This is a genomic window from Pseudomonas fluorescens, from assembly GCF_001307155.1.
Taxonomy (GTDB): domain Bacteria; phylum Pseudomonadota; class Gammaproteobacteria; order Pseudomonadales; family Pseudomonadaceae; genus Aquipseudomonas; species Aquipseudomonas helvetica.
Map to the genome: position 1 here is coordinate 3847501 of NZ_CP012830.1, position 17754 is coordinate 3865254.

21 protein-coding genes and 2 pseudogenes are annotated in these 17754 nt (G+C 56.9%); 13 read left to right on the top strand and 10 right to left on the bottom strand.

Annotated features, from left to right (window positions below; genetic code table 11):
• Positions 1 to 113 precede the first annotated feature (113 nt).
• A complete protein-coding gene (locus AO353_RS17420; protein WP_054598258.1) occupies positions 114 to 1133 on the bottom strand; it encodes a DUF4917 family protein in 1020 nt (339 codons plus the stop codon).
• Positions 1134 to 1288: 155 nt separating this feature from the next.
• On the opposite strand from AO353_RS17420, the gene yiaY reads away from it, so the two are divergent.
• Positions 1289 to 2437 carry an L-threonine dehydrogenase gene (gene yiaY, locus AO353_RS17425; protein ID WP_054596075.1) on the top strand — a complete coding sequence of 383 codons (1149 nt, stop codon included), beginning with the start codon at positions 1289 to 1291 and terminating at the stop codon, positions 2435 to 2437.
• A 94-nt stretch (positions 2438 to 2531) separates the two neighbouring features.
• Positions 2532 to 3272: a hypothetical protein gene (locus AO353_RS17430; RefSeq protein WP_054596076.1), complete on the top strand. Its 741-nt coding sequence runs from the start codon at positions 2532 to 2534 to the stop codon at positions 3270 to 3272.
• Between the two features lie 13 nt (positions 3273 to 3285).
• On the opposite strand, the gene AO353_RS29855 is transcribed toward AO353_RS17430, so the two are convergent.
• Positions 3286 to 3570 carry a type II toxin-antitoxin system RelE/ParE family toxin gene (locus tag AO353_RS29855; RefSeq protein WP_081013749.1) on the bottom strand — a complete coding sequence of 95 codons (285 nt, stop codon included), beginning with the start codon at positions 3568 to 3570 and terminating at the stop codon, positions 3286 to 3288.
• The gene (gene relB, locus AO353_RS17435) at positions 3560 to 3799 is read right to left on the bottom strand and encodes a CopG family ribbon-helix-helix protein (RefSeq protein WP_054596077.1); all 240 of its coding nucleotides are present in this window, start codon (positions 3797 to 3799) and stop codon (positions 3560 to 3562) included. The genes AO353_RS29855 and relB overlap by 11 nt, the downstream gene beginning before the upstream one ends.
• Before the next feature lie 186 nt (positions 3800 to 3985).
• Between relB and AO353_RS31380 the strand changes: the two are divergent.
• The 4 genes and pseudogenes from AO353_RS31380 to AO353_RS17445 all read left to right on the top strand — a co-directional run.
• Positions 3986 to 4102 (top strand): annotated as a pseudogene (locus AO353_RS31380) (glutathione transferase); the annotation flags it as partial.
• Positions 4103 to 4129: 27 nt separating this feature from the next.
• Positions 4130 to 4324: pseudogene (locus AO353_RS29860) on the top strand (LysE family translocator); the annotation flags it as partial.
• 105 nt (positions 4325 to 4429) lie between these two features.
• Positions 4430 to 5773, top strand: coding sequence for a GGDEF domain-containing protein (locus AO353_RS17440; RefSeq protein WP_054596078.1), 1344 nt, complete (start codon positions 4430 to 4432; stop codon positions 5771 to 5773).
• 129 nt (positions 5774 to 5902) lie between these two features.
• Positions 5903 to 6427: a DUF4142 domain-containing protein gene (locus tag AO353_RS17445; protein WP_054596079.1), complete on the top strand. Its 525-nt coding sequence runs from the start codon at positions 5903 to 5905 to the stop codon at positions 6425 to 6427.
• A gap of 210 nt (positions 6428 to 6637) precedes the next feature.
• Here the strand turns inward: AO353_RS17445 and AO353_RS17450 are convergent, their stop codons facing one another.
• From AO353_RS17450 to AO353_RS17460, 3 genes are all read right to left on the bottom strand, one after another.
• Entirely contained in the window at positions 6638 to 7177 is a 540-nt protein-coding gene (locus AO353_RS17450; RefSeq protein WP_054596080.1) for an AidA/PixA family protein, read from the bottom strand.
• A 122-nt stretch (positions 7178 to 7299) separates the two neighbouring features.
• Positions 7300 to 7803: an inclusion body family protein gene (locus AO353_RS17455; RefSeq protein WP_054596081.1), complete on the bottom strand. Its 504-nt coding sequence runs from the start codon at positions 7801 to 7803 to the stop codon at positions 7300 to 7302.
• A 424-nt stretch (positions 7804 to 8227) separates the two neighbouring features.
• The gene (locus tag AO353_RS17460; protein WP_237142899.1) at positions 8228 to 8734 is read right to left on the bottom strand and encodes a DUF1501 domain-containing protein; all 507 of its coding nucleotides are present in this window, start codon (positions 8732 to 8734) and stop codon (positions 8228 to 8230) included.
• A gap of 149 nt (positions 8735 to 8883) precedes the next feature.
• Between AO353_RS17460 and AO353_RS17465 the strand changes: the two genes are divergently transcribed.
• Both AO353_RS17465 and tam read left to right on the top strand, forming a co-directional pair.
• Positions 8884 to 9213, top strand: coding sequence for a YXWGXW repeat-containing protein (locus AO353_RS17465; RefSeq protein ID WP_019692252.1), 330 nt, complete (start codon positions 8884 to 8886; stop codon positions 9211 to 9213).
• Between the two features lie 352 nt (positions 9214 to 9565).
• Positions 9566 to 10336 (top strand): trans-aconitate 2-methyltransferase, encoded by a 771-nt coding sequence (gene tam, locus AO353_RS17470; protein WP_054596082.1) that lies wholly within the window; start codon positions 9566 to 9568, stop codon positions 10334 to 10336.
• A gap of 35 nt (positions 10337 to 10371) precedes the next feature.
• Here the strand turns inward: tam and AO353_RS17475 are convergent, their stop codons facing one another.
• From AO353_RS17475 to AO353_RS17480, 3 genes are all read right to left on the bottom strand, one after another.
• Complete coding sequence (locus AO353_RS17475) at positions 10372 to 10779, bottom strand: type II toxin-antitoxin system HicB family antitoxin (protein ID WP_054596083.1); 408 nt, start codon at positions 10777 to 10779, stop codon at positions 10372 to 10374.
• A gap of 31 nt (positions 10780 to 10810) precedes the next feature.
• The gene (locus tag AO353_RS29865) at positions 10811 to 10993 is read right to left on the bottom strand and encodes a type II toxin-antitoxin system HicA family toxin (RefSeq protein ID WP_081013750.1); all 183 of its coding nucleotides are present in this window, start codon (positions 10991 to 10993) and stop codon (positions 10811 to 10813) included.
• Positions 10994 to 11319: 326 nt separating this feature from the next.
• On the bottom strand, positions 11320 to 11658 hold the full coding sequence (locus AO353_RS17480; protein ID WP_054596084.1) for a hypothetical protein: 339 nt from the start codon (positions 11656 to 11658) through the stop codon (positions 11320 to 11322).
• A gap of 448 nt (positions 11659 to 12106) precedes the next feature.
• Between AO353_RS17480 and AO353_RS17485 the strand changes: the two genes are divergently transcribed.
• The 5 genes from AO353_RS17485 to AO353_RS17505 are packed head-to-tail and all read left to right on the top strand — an operon-like array spanning position 12107 to position 17148.
• Positions 12107 to 13564 (top strand): cytochrome c oxidase subunit II, encoded by a 1458-nt coding sequence (locus tag AO353_RS17485; RefSeq protein WP_054596085.1) that lies wholly within the window; start codon positions 12107 to 12109, stop codon positions 13562 to 13564.
• A 48-nt stretch (positions 13565 to 13612) separates the two neighbouring features.
• The gene (gene ctaD, locus AO353_RS17490; RefSeq protein ID WP_054596086.1) at positions 13613 to 15388 is read left to right on the top strand and encodes a cytochrome c oxidase subunit I; all 1776 of its coding nucleotides are present in this window, start codon (positions 13613 to 13615) and stop codon (positions 15386 to 15388) included.
• Positions 15385 to 16077: a cytochrome c oxidase subunit 3 gene (locus tag AO353_RS17495; RefSeq protein WP_054596087.1), complete on the top strand. Its 693-nt coding sequence runs from the start codon at positions 15385 to 15387 to the stop codon at positions 16075 to 16077. The genes ctaD and AO353_RS17495 overlap by 4 nt, the downstream gene beginning before the upstream one ends.
• A 6-nt stretch (positions 16078 to 16083) precedes the next feature.
• On the top strand, positions 16084 to 16797 hold the full coding sequence (locus AO353_RS17500; protein ID WP_024265019.1) for a heme-copper oxidase subunit III family protein: 714 nt from the start codon (positions 16084 to 16086) through the stop codon (positions 16795 to 16797).
• Positions 16798 to 16830: 33 nt separating this feature from the next.
• Positions 16831 to 17148, top strand: a complete 318-nt coding sequence (locus tag AO353_RS17505) for a cytochrome C oxidase subunit IV family protein (protein WP_054598259.1) — start codon at positions 16831 to 16833, stop codon at positions 17146 to 17148.
• Positions 17149 to 17192: 44 nt separating this feature from the next.
• On the opposite strand, the gene AO353_RS17510 is transcribed toward AO353_RS17505, so the two are convergent.
• Positions 17193 to 17753, bottom strand: coding sequence for a hypothetical protein (locus tag AO353_RS17510; RefSeq protein ID WP_054596088.1), 561 nt, complete (start codon positions 17751 to 17753; stop codon positions 17193 to 17195).
• Between the last annotated feature and the right edge of the window lies 1 nt (position 17754).

A 17754-nucleotide genomic window follows, 5' to 3' on the forward strand; every position in this document is an offset into this window, starting at 1 on the left:
CTGGGGTGCGAAGCAGCCCCGAAATCAGCAACACGATTGCGTCAGACACACCGCGCATTCTGGTTTGCGGCCGCTGCGCGACCGAGCGGGAGCAAGCTCCCTCGCCACAGGTGTCAGCGTTCGACCGGCACACTCAGTGTTGGGCTACCCAACGCATGGCTCTTCGAATCAAAAAACCTCAGCGCCACACCGGTCCCTTCAAACACCTTCGCGTAATGCCGCTTCTGGCTCTGGATGAACGCCGCGCTGCGCGGGTAAATCGAGATCGCCACGGTCTTCGGTTGTGCCTGGCGCAGCGCATGCACGATGTGAGCGTCCTGCTTGCCCAGGCTGTGGCCGAAGATGCACAGCGCGTCGCTTTGCTTGAGTAACTGGTCGTAGCAGAACGACAGGTAATCCGAACTGCGGATGGTCTTGAGCTTGTCTTCAGAGCTGCCTTCGCTGACGAACAGCGGCACGTCGTCCAGCGTCTTGATCGTGTTGTTGATCGCAAAACTGCCCAGCAGTGTGCCCTCCGTCGAGGTCAGTTTGCGCGCGGTGCCGTCCTGGTTGCGCACCAGATGCAAGCCGCCGTGCAGGTAGAGCAGGCGGGTTTTATCCGCGGTACTGGTACTCAGGTCGAAGCTCGGCTCGGTGCCGTGAAATAGGTCGCTGATGGTATTGGGTTGGTGCTGGATCGCCCAGTAATTGAGCAAGTCGTAGTTGGTGGTGAACACCGTCGGATAGGTGCTCAATTCCTGATTGATTGCCGCCAGGCTTGACGGCTGTACCAGACGCCACGGGATGTGCACCGCGTGCACGGTGTTGATCAGCGCTTCCTTGATTGCGTAGTAGCGATTGCGCGGCGCGGCGGAGCTCACGGCCAGGGCCTTGTTGACCCGGCTGGTGGTTTTCAGTGCACTAAGCACTTGCTCGAAACTGCGGGTTTGCATTGCGTCGAACACGCTCAGTTCGGACTGGCTCAACGGCTTTTCTTCGACCGTGCGGGCGTTCTCGAACAGCGAGTCGTAACCAAAGTCATCCCACACCGCACGGCTGGCGCCGTTGCCCACCAGCAGGCCGCTGAACGGGGTGGTTGCGCGCAACGCATTCCAGTCTTCTAGTCGGGCATCAAATTCCTGGAAATCGGTCATCGCGTCGGTCATCTCAAGCGGGTGGAGTGCAGGGCGCAGACTTTATCACGACCGGGTGTTGAGCCAGATCAAGATGCGCGGTAACGGATGGGTCGATCCTTTGGGCCTCCGCTGAATCGGGGTTGCCGGTTCGGCTCTATCGAAGAGGATTGGTGATGACCAGCACGTTTTTCATTCCTGCCGTGAACATCATGGGCACCGGTTGCCTCGACGAAGCCATGAATGCCATTCGCAACTATGGATTTCGCAAGGCCTTGATCGTGACGGACGCAGGATTGGCCAAGGCTGGCGTGGCAGGGTTGATCGCTGAAAAACTGGCGATGCAGGACATCGACTCGGTGATTTTCGACGGTGCCAAACCGAACCCGAGCATCGCCAACGTCGAGAGCGGCCTGGAACTGCTGCAGCGCAGCCAGTGCGATTGCGTGATTTCCCTGGGCGGCGGCTCGCCCCACGATTGCGCCAAAGGCATTGCGTTGTGCGCCACCAACGGCGGCAAGATCGCCGATTACGAAGGCGTCGACCAATCAGCCAAGCCGCAATTGCCGCTGATCGCGATCAACACCACCGCCGGCACTGCCAGCGAGATGACCCGTTTCTGCATCATCACCGACGAATCGCGCCACGTGAAAATGGCCATCGTCGACCGCAACGTCACGCCGCTGCTGTCGGTCAACGACCCGGCGCTGATGGCGGCGATGCCCAAGGGCCTGACCGCCGCTACCGGCATGGACGCCTTGACCCACGCCATCGAAGCCTACGTTTCCACGGCCGCCAACCCGATCACCGACGCCTGCGCACTGAAAGCCATCGAGCTGATCAGCCGCAACCTGCGCTTGGCCGTGCACGACGGCAGCGACATGATCGCCCGGGAAAACATGGCGTATGCGCAGTTCCTCGCCGGTATGGCATTCAACAATGCTTCGTTGGGGTTTGTGCACGCGATGGCGCACCAGTTGGGCGGCTTTTATGACTTGCCCCACGGTGTGTGCAACGCGGTACTGCTGCCGCACGTACAAAGCTTCAACGCCGCGGTCTGCGCCGAACGCCTGGCGGTAGTGGCGCAGGCTCTGGGGGCCGACACCCTCGGTGTCAGTCCGGAAGAGGGCGCCCAAGCGGCCATCGTGGCGATCCGCGCGTTGGCCAGGGATGTGGAAATCCCCGGCGGTTTGCGCGACCTCGGCGCCAAGCTGCAAGACATTCCGATCCTTGCCGCCAACGCCTTGAAAGATGCCTGCGGCCTGACCAATCCACGGGCGGCAGATCAGCGGCAGATCGAGGAGATCTTTCGCAGCGCGTTTTGAACTGCTGTATCGAACGGGTTGAATCGGCAGACCGGGCGGGCGATAGTGCAGGGCTGATCTTTTATCGATTGATGACGTTCACAAGGAACAGGGAATGACCTTGAAATACAGCTGGTTGGGATGTGTGGCAATGAGTGGTGCGCTGGGCGCGACCCAGGCGTATGCCGAGTGTGTAACACCGCCATTGCCCGAGGGTGTACCGGGTTATTCGGTGTGCAAGGACTGGCCGGCCTACAGCGGCCAGACTATCACTGCACTGTCGCAGATTGAGCCGGACTCGACTCATAGCGATGAGCCTGACGGCATGGGTATGTACGACTTGAAACTGGCGGTGGTGTCCAACGTTGATGGCAAGCCGCTGGCCCACTATTCCAAAGCCTCGGTGTTCAGCTCCGATGCCATCCGGTTCGATGGGCTGAGCATCGATACCGCGCGCTACAAACTCACCTCCGATCTGCGAGCGTTCGGCGTGCGGGCAGGTTTCACTGGCTCGTCGCGGGCCAATCCTTTCGGCGAGTCCCAACTGTCGCTGTATGTTCGCGAAGGCAACACGCTGCGCCCGGTACTGGAGCAACTGGTGATCGAATCCGCTAGCGGTGAGTGGGATACCAACTGTGCGGGCGAGTTCTCGAACATCAAACGCACTCTGGATATAGCCAAAACCAGCAGCCACGGCTTTGCCGACCTGATCGTTAAATCGGTGACCACCGGCTCGCAAGACTCGGTGAAAAATGGCGAATGCGAATCCAAAGATACAGTGGGGAAAACGGTACTGACGACGCTACGGTATGACGGTCAGCGGTATGTTGTTCCGAAAGAATTGCAGGGCTCATGACACAGGTTGAGACCTACCATGTTCCGGGGGGTAGACGGCGGGTGTGGAACACTCGCAGAACCTGCAAACGCCCTTGGCGGACTCTATAAGGGATGACGTAGGGGCGATCGGCTAGTACCCACTCTCGAGTGCCGGGCAGACGGCCTTCACGGCCAATCGCAGGAAATTGGGCAAGGTGCTCGATACTGGTGAAGATGGCTTTGACGAAGTCAGCTGCGGCTTTTGGACTTTCCAGCGCGATGTAAGCGGCTTCGTCATCAATATTTTTTAGTGCGGTTTTCAGCCACTCAACGCGCATTGTTTGCCCACTTGCGGGCCAAGGCATTTACGTCTTCGTCACTGGCAAAATCTCCAGCGTCAGCCTCTTTTAAGGCATGTTGGATTTCTTCGATTTGCCAGGCCTCTCGAGCCAGGTATTCACGTAGCGCATCTACGGCGAGAAAAGATTTGCTGCGGCCTGTCGCTTTAGCCAAATTGGCGAGAGTCTCGGCGATTTCGTCTGGCAGGCGCAAAGACATGACGGACATGGCAGTCTCGATGTAGTGGTTTGTAATACAACATACTACATCGCTGTCAGGGGGGCGCTGCTAGCCCCATTTGTCTGTTGCCCCCAGAACCTTTGATTCAAAACATCACCCACAAGGTATTCCTGCATGCTCTCCGGCCTCAACCATCTGACCCCGGCGGTCACTGATCTGGACTGCAGCGTGGTGTTCTATTTTCTGGATCCGGATGGGCACAAGATCGAGGCCCATGTCGGGGATCTGGTGTCGCGACTTGAGGCGTGCCGCCAGAGACCTTATGCCGGGATGAAGTTTTTCACTCCGTGACCGGGCGCACTCCCGGCATGTCCATAGCTGATCTTTCCGAGTTTCGTTGGCGGTATCGCCGCATACGCTATTCTGATCGGCATTGTGGGCACTCGTCGGGTGCGCATGTTGTATCAGCGTCATGAGCTGGCAATTACCCGGATTTGCGGGGTAATGTTCACCGGTTTCGCCATCAATGCCTTGCTGCACGCGGTGCCAGGGTTGCTGACGAACAAGGTTTGAGGCTGCGCGCAGGGCTGCGACAGCTGCATCAGGACATCCGTTTCAGCGATGCCGGGTCCAGGGATTGATACTCACGGCTGCACTTTTGGACAGTATCCATCCACGATGACCACCAGTAATTCCGCGCCGCTGGCGAGTTACATCGATCTTTTGCTCGACGTCGTGTGTGCGGTCGATAGCCAGGGGCGCTTCGTCTTTGTCAGTGCCGCCAGCGAGCGAGTGTTCGGCTACACCCCGGACGAGCTGATCGGCCAGTCGATGATCGAGATGGTCCACCCGGCCGATCGCCAACGGACCCTGGACGCCGCTCGGGAAATCATGCGCGGCCAACCCAACCCGAACTTCGAAAACCGCTACCTGCGCAAGGATGGTCAGGTGGTGCATCTTCTCTGGTCGGCGCGTTGGTCTGAAGTCGATCAACTGCGCATCGCCGTGGCCCGTGACATCACCGAGCGCAAACAGGCAGAGTCCCGGCAGGCCGCACTGTACGCGATCTCCGAAGCAGCCCATGCTGCTGAGGATCTGCTGGCGCTGTTCAAGCTCGTTCATCAATTGATTGGCGAATGGCTGCCGGCGCTGAACTTCTCGGTGGCGCTCTATGACGAGCACTGCGAGCAATTGAGTTTCCCGTACCACGTCGACGAACACGAGAGCGATCCGCTGTGCAGCGTTACCGGCCGGCTTTGCACCGAGGTGATCGAAACGGGGCAGCCGGTGCTGGTGACGCCTGACCAACCTTTCTCGATGCCCGGACTGTTCGAGGTTGGAAATGGCCAGGACTCACCCTGCTGGCTGGGTGTGCCGCTGAACTCACAGAAAGGCACCATCGGTGCGCTGATCGTCAAAAGCGTACCCGGTGGCGAACGCTATACCGAGCGCGACAAGGAGCTGCTGCAATACGTTTGTGCCCAGCTCGCGGCAGCCATTGAGCGCAAGCAATTGCACTGCCGGTTGCAATTCATGGCGCAGCACGACCAGTTGACCCGCTTGCCTAACCGCGAACTGTTGCGTGAACGCCTGACTGCTGCCCTCGGTAAAGCCAGAAGAAACTCTGGACGCATGGCGCTGCTGTACGTCGACCTGGACCACTTCAAACAGGTCAACGACACCTATGGCCATGGCGTCGGCGACATGTTGCTGCAAGCGGTGGCCAATCGACTGCAAGGCTGTGTGCGTGAGTCCGATACGGTGGCGCGCATTGGCGGTGATGAGTTTGTGGTCTTGCTCGACAGCATTCAGGCCGCCGAAGATGCAGCCCGTGTGGCGATCAAAATCCGTCAGGTGCTTGGCCAGCCGATGCGCCTGGAGAGCCATACCCTGAACATCCTGCCGAGTATCGGCATCGCGCTCTACCCCGAGCATGGCAGCGAAGAAAAGCAATTGTTCAAGCATGCGGATGAGGCCATGTACGCAGTCAAACGCCTGAGTGGACGGCTGGACCGCGTCTGATTCGGCTTCCATTCGGGCGCCGTTCGTCGCGGCCGGTGCAATTTTTCTAAACCTTTGCGGTGTTTTAACTTCAGACGTCAGGCGGGGAAACCCGTTGCACTCATTTGCCTGTTCAAGGAGGGCGTGACCATGAGCCGTATGGCCAGCCGATTATCGACCATCAGTTTTGTCGTGTTGCTAGGCCTGGGCGCCAGCAACGCTTTTGCCCAGTCGCCAACCGACTTCATCAATGACACCTCGGTCAAAGGTATGGCAGACATCGAAGCCAGCCGCCTGGCTCACCAGAAAACCGAATCCAAAGAGGTCAAGGATTACACGATTGTGGTGATCAACGACCGCACCACGGCTAACCAGCATCTGGCGAAAATCGCCAAGAAACTCGATCTGCCCGTCGCCCCCAGAGACGAGGTGGCCAGCAAGGCCAAGGCGCTGATTCCTGAGGTCAAGGACGGCGACTCCTTCGACACGGCCTTTGCCGCCAGCCAGGTGAAAACCACCCAGGAAACCATCGAACAGTTGAAGCAGGAAGCACAAACCACCGACGTGCCGGAACTCAAGGCCTTCGTTGCAGAAACCCTGCCCAAGCTCGAAAACCATTTGCATATGGCAAGGGCCCTTCAGGCCAACAGCCAATCGGGTCGGGTGGATGGTTGAGTCATGCATGCTCACTCGATCCGTAGCAGCTGGCGAAGCCTGCGTTCGAGGGTGAAACCCTCGCAAAACCGTGTTCTCTGTACCTCAGAAATGATGCGGTGCCAGATTTACGGCCGCTACGCGGGCCGAACGCAGCCTTCGGCAGCTGCTACAAAGTAGGTGGCGAGCCGGTACCGCTTCGAGCCTCGCCACAAAAACAGTCCGGGCACTTTAGCTCGACAGCTTTACCCCAACCGTCCAACTGAAATACCCCAGCACTTCACAGCTGCTGTTCACCAGCATAAAGCTCAGCTCGCACTGCTCGACTCCGGTGCTCAGCTGCTGGCAATGCCAGTAGTGATCATCGGCTTTTACCGCGAGCGGTTCGGTGGGGGATTCGGGATTGGGGGCGGGCAAGGTCTGGCCGTTATGCACCACCAGATGCGGTTTTGAGAACACACCGGCGTCGCCCACAGTCAGGTTGTAAAATACCACGCTGTGTTCGGCGTGCAGGCCGACGGTTCGGCCACGGATGTGGAAGGTTTTGGTTGAACTTGCCGGTAGTTCAAGGCAAGGGCTCTTGGACGTTGGCGTTGTCCCCAGGGACGCGCCAAAGGTGAAAATGAAGCCGTCCTCGATCACGGTCGGTTTCTGCGGGTCGAGGCTCGGTTCCGGGTAGCGGGTGAGCAGGGTTTCGGCGTCGATAATCAGCAACACATTGGTTGCCTGCTCAGTGGTGGATGACGGATTTGCGCTGGTATCTGTAGACATCACGGCTTCCTTTCATGATGTGGGTCGATCGCGGCCACCGCTGCGGCTTACGCAAGACATCCAGTTCCAGTCGGGGCGCGAGGTAGAGGGGACGGCCCCTTGTCGCCAAGGGGCCGTCCAGATCAGTTACGGATGGTGATGAACGGATCCCACGAGCAGCAACCTACAATCTGGCAGTCCCGGTTCACGATCAGGAAGTTGAAGTGATAGGTCACGCTGCCGGTGGCCAGGGTTTCCGAAGACCAGTAATGGTTATCGACTTTCTGGCAGCTAGGCACTGACGGGTTGCTGGTGTTTGGCACGGCAACACATGCGGTGGCCTTGCGTGGCGTCGGTGTCGAGATCAGCTCATTACCCGCGTTGCCGATGAACTTGTAGAAAATTACCGCTGTTTCGAAGCTCTGCGACAGGCTGGTTTCACGCCAGCGAATCAGGTCACCGACGGAGGCTTTCAGATTCAGTTCGCCACCGGCCTGGCCATTGATCACGTTGTCCCGGTTGGTGACCATGTACACATGACTGACATCGATAAGCGTTGGCGCGTTGGGATTTTTGCTGATGTTCGGGTAGTTTTTCAGAATGGATTCGGTGTCGATCGAAACAAGCACATCCGTGACTCGAGACATAGTAAAGCTCCTTGTTCATAGTGAGGGCCTGGCGTCTACCAGGCACAACAACGCTTGATTGCCATACGGCTGCTGTAAGCGCGCTACTATGGGGAACCTACCGATCACAAGGTACGAGCTGGCCTGGCTCCTTGCCTATAAAAGTGACCGGCCCAGGTTCCTTCCAACAGGCCGCGTCTGGAATATAGATGTCCGTCTTAAGCTGTCAAAACAGACGGGGCTTCGTTCGACGAACGGTAGTTTTGCTTCTAATTTCCGATGATTTGGCGATAAGGAAGTGGTGATCCAGAACGTTTCCCAAGCGTTGATTTCCCTCTGAATTGTGTGCCATTGAGCAACGATTACCGACCTCGGCAGCTTCACTTCCAGGGTGTCGGAGAATTGACCGTCGATGGCTTTGAGCAAGCCTTGCGCCGATCGCCGATCAGAGCAACTGCAATGCGTCCGGACGCGCACCGGGAAATACGTTCTGCAACTGCGAAGCGGATAAGCCCCAGGTCCTGCCAAGTAAACCACCGAGCAGGTTCCGATAATTGTTGAGCACCGGGTAATCGCGGTTTTGCAGCAGGCTTTGTGGGTTGACCGCCACCTGTTCACCCACGATGCGTCCACCGCGAACGTTGCCGCCGAGTACCCAGTACACCGTGCCATGCCCGTGGTCGGTGCCCCTGGAGCCGTTTTCACGGAAGGTACGGCCGAACTCCGAGAGCACCACCACGGTGGTGTTGTTCCACTCTTCCCCCAGCGCCTGGGCATAGGCGACCAGGCCTTCACCGAGGTTCGCCAGGTTGTTGGCCAGTTGGCCGCTGGTGCTGCCTTGATTGACGTGGGTATCCCAGCCGCCGACACCACGAACTGCATCGGGTCCTTGAATTTGGTAGCAGTGCTTTGTAGCAACTTCTCGCAGGTTCTGCGATCTGTGGAAGGTCAACTTTTCTTTACACAGTTCCTTTAGGTGGGTTCAGGTATTAGACAGATATCTACTGGTACAAATATTCATACGCCAAGCAGGAGCGCGGCGGTAAAGGGGGCATGGTTGTACAGGGTTACTCTATTGGCCGATGAGCCTCAGGAGGCAGCATGTTGTTACGTTACGCGGCATTGGTAGCAGTGGTCATCGCGGCCTCCGGTTGCGTACAGGAGCGTGTGGTTCACGATCGGCGTCCGCCACCACGCGAGTACGTCGAAGTCATCGCGCCGCAGCCACCACCGGTCCAGGTGATCGAAGTGGAGCCCGCGGGCCGGCCAGGTTATGTCTGGTCGCGCGGTTACTGGCGCTGGGAAGGCGGGCGTTATGTCGCCGTTCGTGGGCACTGGGAACCGGAACGCCGGGGTTATCGTTACGTGCACCCGCATTGGGAACAGCGCAACGATGGCTGGCATTGGCAAGGCGGGGGCTGGGCCCACTAGATCCAGCGTTTCGCCGAATCAAAAAAGAGCGACCTTCGGGTCGCTTTTTTGTGCTGTCCGGACGCTGTCACGATCTCGAATTCATGACAATACGTAGCAGCTGCCGAAGGCTGCGTTCGAGTGCGAAGCGCTCGTAAAATCAGGCAACGCGTTCTTTCAGGTTAACCGTGGATTCAGGGTTTACGACTGCTGCGCAGCCGAACGCAGCCTCCGGCAGCTGCTACGAATCGCGTTCCCTCTCATCCAGCCGAGTCTTGACGAACTTGGTTGGGCCGTCGCTTACTGGCGCCCCACGAGCGAAACGCAGAGTCTAGCGCGTCGCTCATGTCCTGATCCGTTACAGGAGTACGCGATGAGCTGGTCTGCCAAACAGTATGTGGCTTTCGAAGATGAGCGCACGCGCCCGGCGCGCGATTTGCTGGCGGCTATCCCGAACACCGATGCGCGTTCGGTGATCGACATCGGCTGTGGCCCCGGCAACTCTACCGAATTGCTCGTGCAGCGTTTTGCCAACGCCGCGGTGCGTGGGCTGGACAGCTCGGCCGACATGATCGACGCCGCCCGCAAACGCTTGCCGGACGTACGTTTCGACATTGCCGATATCGCCGCCTGGAGCGAGCCCGGCCCGTTCGATGTGATCTTCGCCAACGCGGTGTTCCAGTGGTTACCCGACCATGCCACGCTGTTGCCGTCGCTGGTGGCCAAGCTCGCACCGGGTGGCAGCCTGGCGATTCAAATGCCCGACAACCTCGATCAACCGTCGCATCGAATGATGCGTGAAGTCGCCAATAACGGGCCTTGGGCCCGCAAGCTTGCGGATATCGCCGGGCAACGGACGACCCTCGACGATGCCAATACCTACTACCAGATGCTGTGTTCGTGCGCCTCGCGGGTCGATGTGTGGCGCACCACCTACCATCACCCGCTGGCGGGCGGTCCTGCGGCCGTGGTCGAGTGGTTCAAGGGCAGCGGTTTGCGGCCGTTTCTTGAACCGCTCGACGAGGCGGAAAAAGCTCAGTACCTCGAGCAATACCTGGCTGCGTTAGAGCCATTCTTCCCGGTGCTGGCCGATGGTTCGGTGTTGCTGCCGTTCCCGCGTTTATTCATTGTGGCGACCCGCTAAAGGCCGTTGCTGCATCAGGCCTGAAGCTGTTGCCCTCAGCCCTGTTGCAACACTTTCAACGCCGCCGAGGCGAGGAAGCCGGAACGGCTTTTTTCTTCCGGGTGATGCAGCACGTATTCGTCGATACGGGTCAGCAGATAGCCGGGCAGGGTGATGTTGAGTTTCTGAGCCTTGCCCAGGTACTTGGTGACATCGATGTCCACCAATGCCCAGGTAGCGCCGGCGTACTGCGGATTGGCCGCGTGTACGGTGACCTTGTTGGCGGGTGGAATCGCCGAGCCGTCTTCGGCGAGTATCTCGAAGTGGCCTTCGATGGCTTCGCGCGCCATGGCGATCGCATCGTCCAGGTCATCACCGGCCGAGAAACAGCCCGGAATATCCGGCACTTCCACGCCCCAGGCGTGTTCGTTATCGCCCATTGAAATCGCAATTGGGTAAAGCATGTTCGTTGTCCTCTGGGTGCTGTTCGCCGGTTCAATACAGCAGGGCCTGTTGCAGGATGCTGACGGCCGTTTTGGTCAGTAAATCCTTTTTCGGGTGTGGGACGGTGACCAGACCGGGCTTCACAGGATGCTTGAAGTGGTGATGGCTGCCCCTGACCCGTACCAGATACCAGCCGTCTGCGACGATTTGGGTTATCAAATATCGGCTATTCACATCACTTCCCTGTGCTGTGTAGGTGGTTACTATACCTACTGAAAATAAGTTATCAACACTATAACCACCGCTGGTGGCGACAGAATGGATGAGTGGTAGGGAACAGTGTAGGAACCACCGCAAGACACGGTGTCCAGGAGCAGCGCTGGAGTGTTTCTGATTCCTTCAATGCCAGTTCAACGCGTGTTATTGCTGAATGGCGGGCATGAAAAACCGGTCACTGAGGACCGGTTTTTCTTGTCTCTGCATTTTCTGTTTACAAAGATGAGTTTTTGACACCGCGCTTCCCCCGCAGAGAAAACCCGATGCCGAGAATCACGTAGTCGCTACTCAAGCAGCTGATCAATCAATACCGCATTGGTATAGATCAAGCTTCCATCGCTTGCTCGATGTCCGACCAGATGGAACTGACCGCGTTCGTGTTGCAAATAGACGCGCATTTGGCAGTCGGACAAGGGGCCGTATCCCTCGGGCAGGATCAAATCCATTGAACTCATGTCGACATCGACCATGGCTTCACGCTCATGGGTCTTCTGCAGGCGTTCTTCAGCTTCCTCCAGGCGCAGGTGGAGGGGGGCATCGACGTCAAAATGGATCTCTCCCACCGGGGTGGATTTTTGGGCGCCGCTGATTTTGCACCAGCCTTCGATCGTCAAGGCACTCATGACGGAACCTCCGTTGTGGACTGCTGGACTCTGTAGCTCGGGCCACTTCTGGTCGATCTCTACCGTCCGTAATCAGAAATTAAGTATAGCTGGCAACCGGGCGTCGCTTGGGGGCGTGGGGCTCGATCCTGATTATTTTGACTGATCGGAAACAAGTCGCTATGCCCAATTGAGTACAGGGAGGCGTGATGCTGAATATCTTTAGCTATAGGTGGCGAATGGATTTAACTAATTAACTTACTGTTGGAGTTGGAATGCTCGTGCGTCACGGTACTTCAGGAAAAGCGCTTGCTCCGTTCCTGCACTATACTTCTTGCTGACTTTACCGTCAGGAGCAGTGGTGCTTGTCTGCTCTGCTGGGACGTCAGATTAATATTAATTTGACGATGCTGTTAAGTGGCGATGCTTTTGCATAATCCACGCGTGACAGGAATAGGATGAAGAGAAAATGGCAATAGCAATTATCTTGATTCTAATCGTTGTTGCATCAGTGTTGTTCAACATCCTGGCGCCTTGGCATGCGACACCGGCCGCTTCCAACTGGGGGTCAATAGACACCACCCAGTTCATCACCCTGGTCATCAGCGGAATATTTTTCATCGCCATCACGGTATTTATGGCGGTCGCCGTGATGCGTTATCGTCACAAGGACGGTGCCAGGGCGGCTTACCAGCCAGGCAATAAGAAATTGGAGTTATGGTTAATTATCGTTACGTCGGTCGGTATTGCCGCGATGTTGGCGCCAGGCCTGGTTGTTTATAGTGATTTCGTCCGGGTGCCGAAAAAAGCTTATGAACTTGAAGTGGTTGCCCAACAGTGGCAGTGGGCTTTTCGTTTTCCCGGTCGAGACGGGAAGTTGGGAAAGTCGGATATCAAGTTTGCTGATTCCATCAACCCTTTCGGTCTTGATCTCAAGGATCCTGCAGGGCAGGACGATATATTGATACTCAACAATGAAGTTCACCTCCCGCTCGATAAGCCGGTAAAAGTTTTACTGCGTTCTAAAGATGTACTGCACGATTTCGATGTACCGCAAATGCGCGGCAAGATGGACATGGTGCCGGGGATGGTGTCGTACTTTTGGTTTACGCCAACTAAAACCGGGCAATATGAAATTATGTGCGCTGAGTATTGTGGCGTAGGGCATTACAACATGCGCGGCCATATGATCGTGGACGAACAGAACGCCTTCGATCAATGGCTGAGCAGCCAACCGACTTTTGCGCAGACATTAGCGGCAGCTGCCAAACCCAGTCGCGACAGCGTGCTGGAAAAAGGCCGGCTGTTGGTCGAGAAGTACGGTTGCAACGCCTGCCATAGCCAGGATGGCAGTGCCAGTCTCGGCCCGGGATGGAAAGGGCTGTACGGCCGCACTGAACAGCTTGCCGATGGCACCAGTGTGCAGGTCGATGAGGCTTACCTTAAATCGGCGATTCTCGATCCAAAGGCCCGGCGGGTGCAGGGCTACCCGCCGGTCATGGTGGCCTATACTCTCAATGATGATGAACTGGGTGCTCTCGTCACCCTGATCAAATCACTGGGTACCGCGCGCCAAGGCGATGAGCTTTCTGCCCCAGGTGAAGACTTGGCGGCGCAGGGACAGCAACTGGCCAAGTCGTTCGGCTGTCTGGCCTGCCACAGTGTCGATGGCAGCAAGGGCGTTGGTCCCAGCTGGCAGGGCCTGTATGGCAAGACAGAAACCCTTGAGGACGGTACGAGGATAAAGGTCGATGAGGACTATATAAAAGAATCGGTTCTCAAGCCTAACGCCAAAATCGTCAAGGGTTATGCACCCATCATGCCGACCTTTACGCCGAGTGATAAGGAGTTGAGCGCACTGATCGCTTTTATCAAATCCAAAGCGAATGCCGACGCTGATACGAGCAAGGCGGAGCCAGGAAAGTAGCCGTAAGCAGCCAGCAATACACCGAAACTTCAGTTGGAGGATGACGTGATGGCCTATGCGGAGCAAGCCGAAACAGAAGCACTGCACGAGCCCAAGAGTTTCCTGACCAAATATATCTGGAGTCAGGACCACAAGGTCATCGCCATTCAGTATTCCTTGACGGCTATATTCGTGGGCATCATCGCCGTGGTGTTGTCCGATTTGATGCGCTTGCAGATAGGCTTCCCCGGTAGTTTGGGGTTCATGGACGCCAGTACTTACTATCAAGCGATGACCATGCACGGCATGATCATGGTCATTTATTTGCTGACGGCCTTGTTTCTCGGCGGCTTCGGCAACTATCTGATCCCGCTGATGGTGGGGGCCCGTGACATGGTCTTCCCCTACGTCAACATGCTGAGTTACTGGACCTACTTGCTCGCGGTACTGGTGTTGCTCGCCAGTTTCTTTGTTTCTGGCGGCCCCACCGGTGCGGGCTGGACGCTCTATCCGCCACAGTCCATTACCAAGGGGACACCGGGGACCGAGTGGGGCATCGTACTGATGCTCGTCTCACTGGCGATTTTTATCGTCGCAACCACCATGGGCGGGTTGAACTACGTCACCACGGTGTTGCAGGCGCGCACGCACGGCATGACATTGTTTCGCATGCCGCTCTCCGTATGGGGAATCTTCATGGCCTCGATTATGGCCTTGCTGGCTTTCCCGGCGTTGTTTGTCAGCGCGATCATGACGCTGTTCGACAAGCTGTTGGGCACCAGCTTCTTTATGCCGGCGATCATCTCGCTGGGGCAGCAGCTCGATCACCAAGGTGGCAGCCCGATATTATTCCAGCACCTGTTCTGGTTTTTCGGCCACCCGGAAGTCTATATCGTTGCTCTCCCGGCGTTTGGTCTGGTCTCCGACTTGATCAGCACGCATGCGCGTAAAGGTATCTTCGGCTACCGAATGATGGTGTGGGCCATTATTGCGATTGGCGTACTCAGTTTTGTGGTCTGGGCACACCATATGTATGTCAGCGGAATGAACCCGTACTTTGGCTTTTTCTTCGCCACCACCACCTTGATCATCGCGGTGCCGACCGCACTGAAAGTCTACAACTGGATTCTGACCCTGTGGCGGGGCGACATTCATTTGACCGTACCGATGCTGTTTGCCCTGGCCTTTATCGTCACCTTTCTGGTCGGCGGTCTGACCGGGTTGTTTCTCGGTAATGTGATCGTGGACATTCCGCTCTCGGACACCTATTTCGTCGTGGCCCATTTTCATATGGTCATGGGTGTCGCACCGGTACTGGTGGTGTTCGGCGGCATTTATCATTGGTTCCCGAAAGTCACCGGGCGCATGACGAACGACACCCTCGGCAAGCTGCATTTCTGGATTACCTTTCTCGGCACCTACGCGATTTTCTTTCCCATGCACTACCTGGGGTTCCAGGGTATGCCACGCCGCTACTACGCCTATGACAACTACGCGTTCATTCCGCAGTCGGCGCAAGAACTGAATTCTTTCATTACGGTGGTCGCATTGATCGTCGGCGTTTCCCAACTGCTGTTCCTGTTCAACCTGGCCTGGAGCACTTTCAAAGGCAAGCCGGCAGGCAGTAACCCCTGGGGCGCAGCCAGTCTGGAATGGCAAACGCCGGACACCCCGCCGGTACACGGTAACTGGGGCGCGAAGCTGCCGGTCGTGCATCGCTGGGCCTACGACTACAGCATGCCGGGAATAGACCAGGATTTCGTTCCGCAAACGGTCTCCGACGAGGAGCTGGAGCAGATGCGGCAACTCAGTGCCGGAGCCAGTATTGCGGACGTTAAGACATGAACAGGCTGCTATTGAGAAACGTCGACGGTGCTGACCCCGGCGGTAGTTGGAGTGGTGGTCCTGAGGATATTCAGGCCGCCGAGGCTGCCAATAGAATCCAAAACGCAAGAGTCGGCCTGCGCTTGTTTCTGGCCGTGGTGAGCTCGTTATTCTTTCTTTTTCTGGTCGCCTTTATCGAACGTTCGCAAATGGCCGACTGGCAACCCCTGACGGAGCCCTTGGCGCCGTTAGCCAATCTATGGCAGCTATGGCTGAATACGGCTTTTCTGGTATTCAGTTGCATCGCCCTGCAGTGGTCGCGTATGGCCGCCCGACAGGGGCGACTGGACGCAACGGTCATTGGTTTTGCAGTGGGGGGCATATTTGCAGCTGCCTTTCTGACGGGACAACTCTGGGTCTGGCAGCAGTTTGTCGCCTGGGGCTATTTTGTCGCCAGTAATCCGGCCAACAGTTTCTTCTACCTGTTGACCGGCCTGCACGGGTTCCACCTGCTGGGCGGGCTGATCGCCTGGAGCAGAACCGTCGCTAAATTCCTGCATCACGTGCCGTTGCCGCAACTCAGCGCCAGCGTAGAGCTCTGTGCCATCTATTGGCATTACTTACTGGGGCTTTGGTTCGTGCTATTCGCGCTGCTGACCAGTACGCCGGCAACCTATGAAGCCATTGCCAGATTCTGCGGCCTGAGGTGAAAAGCCATGGCATCGCACCCGCTAGCCCCAGTCGAATCCAGTTCATCCAATCCACCCAGCTCGCCGCCTGCAACGGGATGGCAGGGCATCGCCAACGACTGGGCCTCGGACAGAGAGGCTTTCAGGCAGGTGCCTTGGGGCAAGGCGATGATGTGGATATTCCTGCTCAGCGATACGTTTGTATTTACCTGCTTTTTAACCGGCTACATGTCGGTACGCATGACGATCACCAGCGCCTGGCCGAACCCCAGTGAAGTGTTTGCATTGACGATTGGCGGCAGAGAAATCCCGCTTATTCTGATCGCCATCATGACCTTTGTGCTGATCAGTAGCAGCGGCACCATGGCTATGGCGGTCAATTTCGCCTATCGCCGTGATCGCGCGAAAACCGCTGCCCTGATGCTGGCGACCGCAGCCTTCGGGGTGACCTTCGTCAGCATGCAGGCATTTGAATGGAGCAAGCTCATCGCAGAAGGGGTGCGTCCCTGGGGGAACCCCATGGGGGCGGCGCAATTTGGTGCCAGCTTTTTCATGATTACCGGTTTCCACGGGCTGCATGTGTCAGTCGGCGTCATCTACCTCAGCATTGTGGCGATGAAAGTATTGCGCGGAGATTATGAGCGCTCCGGAAACTATCAGATCGTCGAGATAGCCGGGCTTTACTGGCACTTCGTGGACTTGGTGTGGGTGTTTATTTTTGCTTTCTTCTATTTATGGTAGGTCGTGAACAGGTTCTGAAGAGGAGCACTGATGATGGCGCATACCCAGGGTCAGCAACATCCAATCAGCTTGTACCTTAAAATCTGGGGGCTGTTATTCGTCCTCAGCACGTTGTCGTATCTCGTCGACTATTTTCACTTCCAGGGCTACCTCCGGTGGTTCCTGATCATCACGCTCATGTTGTTGAAGGCAGGTCTGATTGTCTCCGTCTTCATGCACATGGCCTGGGAACGGTTGGCCATGGTCTACGCCATATTGGTGCCACCGTTGTGTTTACTGGTACTCGTCGGACTGATGGCCACCGAGGCTGATTATGTGTTCCTCAGCCGGGTGATTTTCTTCGGCCAATAAGCGACGTCCGGATGGCACTTCCGGACGCCCTCAAACCTGCGGGGCTAACCCGATATCACTCGTTTGAACTGATGCCATTTGTGCTGCCAGGCGACTGTCCAGTGGGGGGCTGCCGTTCCCGTGCCGGCGATCTTCAGCCTTGGATGATGTTCGATTACCCGGTCCAGTACCGATTCCTGATCCGGCTCAACATCCACGAAGAAGATATGTTTACCCTCGTCTACCACCTGTTTAAAACTGCGGAAGTGAGTGTTTGGCACCTGGATACCAAAAAAACCACCTTCCCAGATGGAGAAGCCCGCGATAACAATCGCCAGGAAGATAAAAGGCATCCAGCCTGCTGCGGATTCGGTCCAGCCTAGCCAATAGGCGCCACCCAGGACCAGCGCCGCGAGTGGTATACCGACCACCGCACCAATCTCGCCAGAGTGAACGGTATCTTGTTTCATTAACGAGTTAACTTCGTGGAGGTGATGTTCTTCAACATCAGCCACTTCTTCACTGAGCACATGAATTTGTTCGGTATTGATGCCGTTGGCTTCCAGTTCAGTTTCAACGGTTTCAAGATCGTCGAGATTGTCACTGATGTAATAGTGCCGATTCATA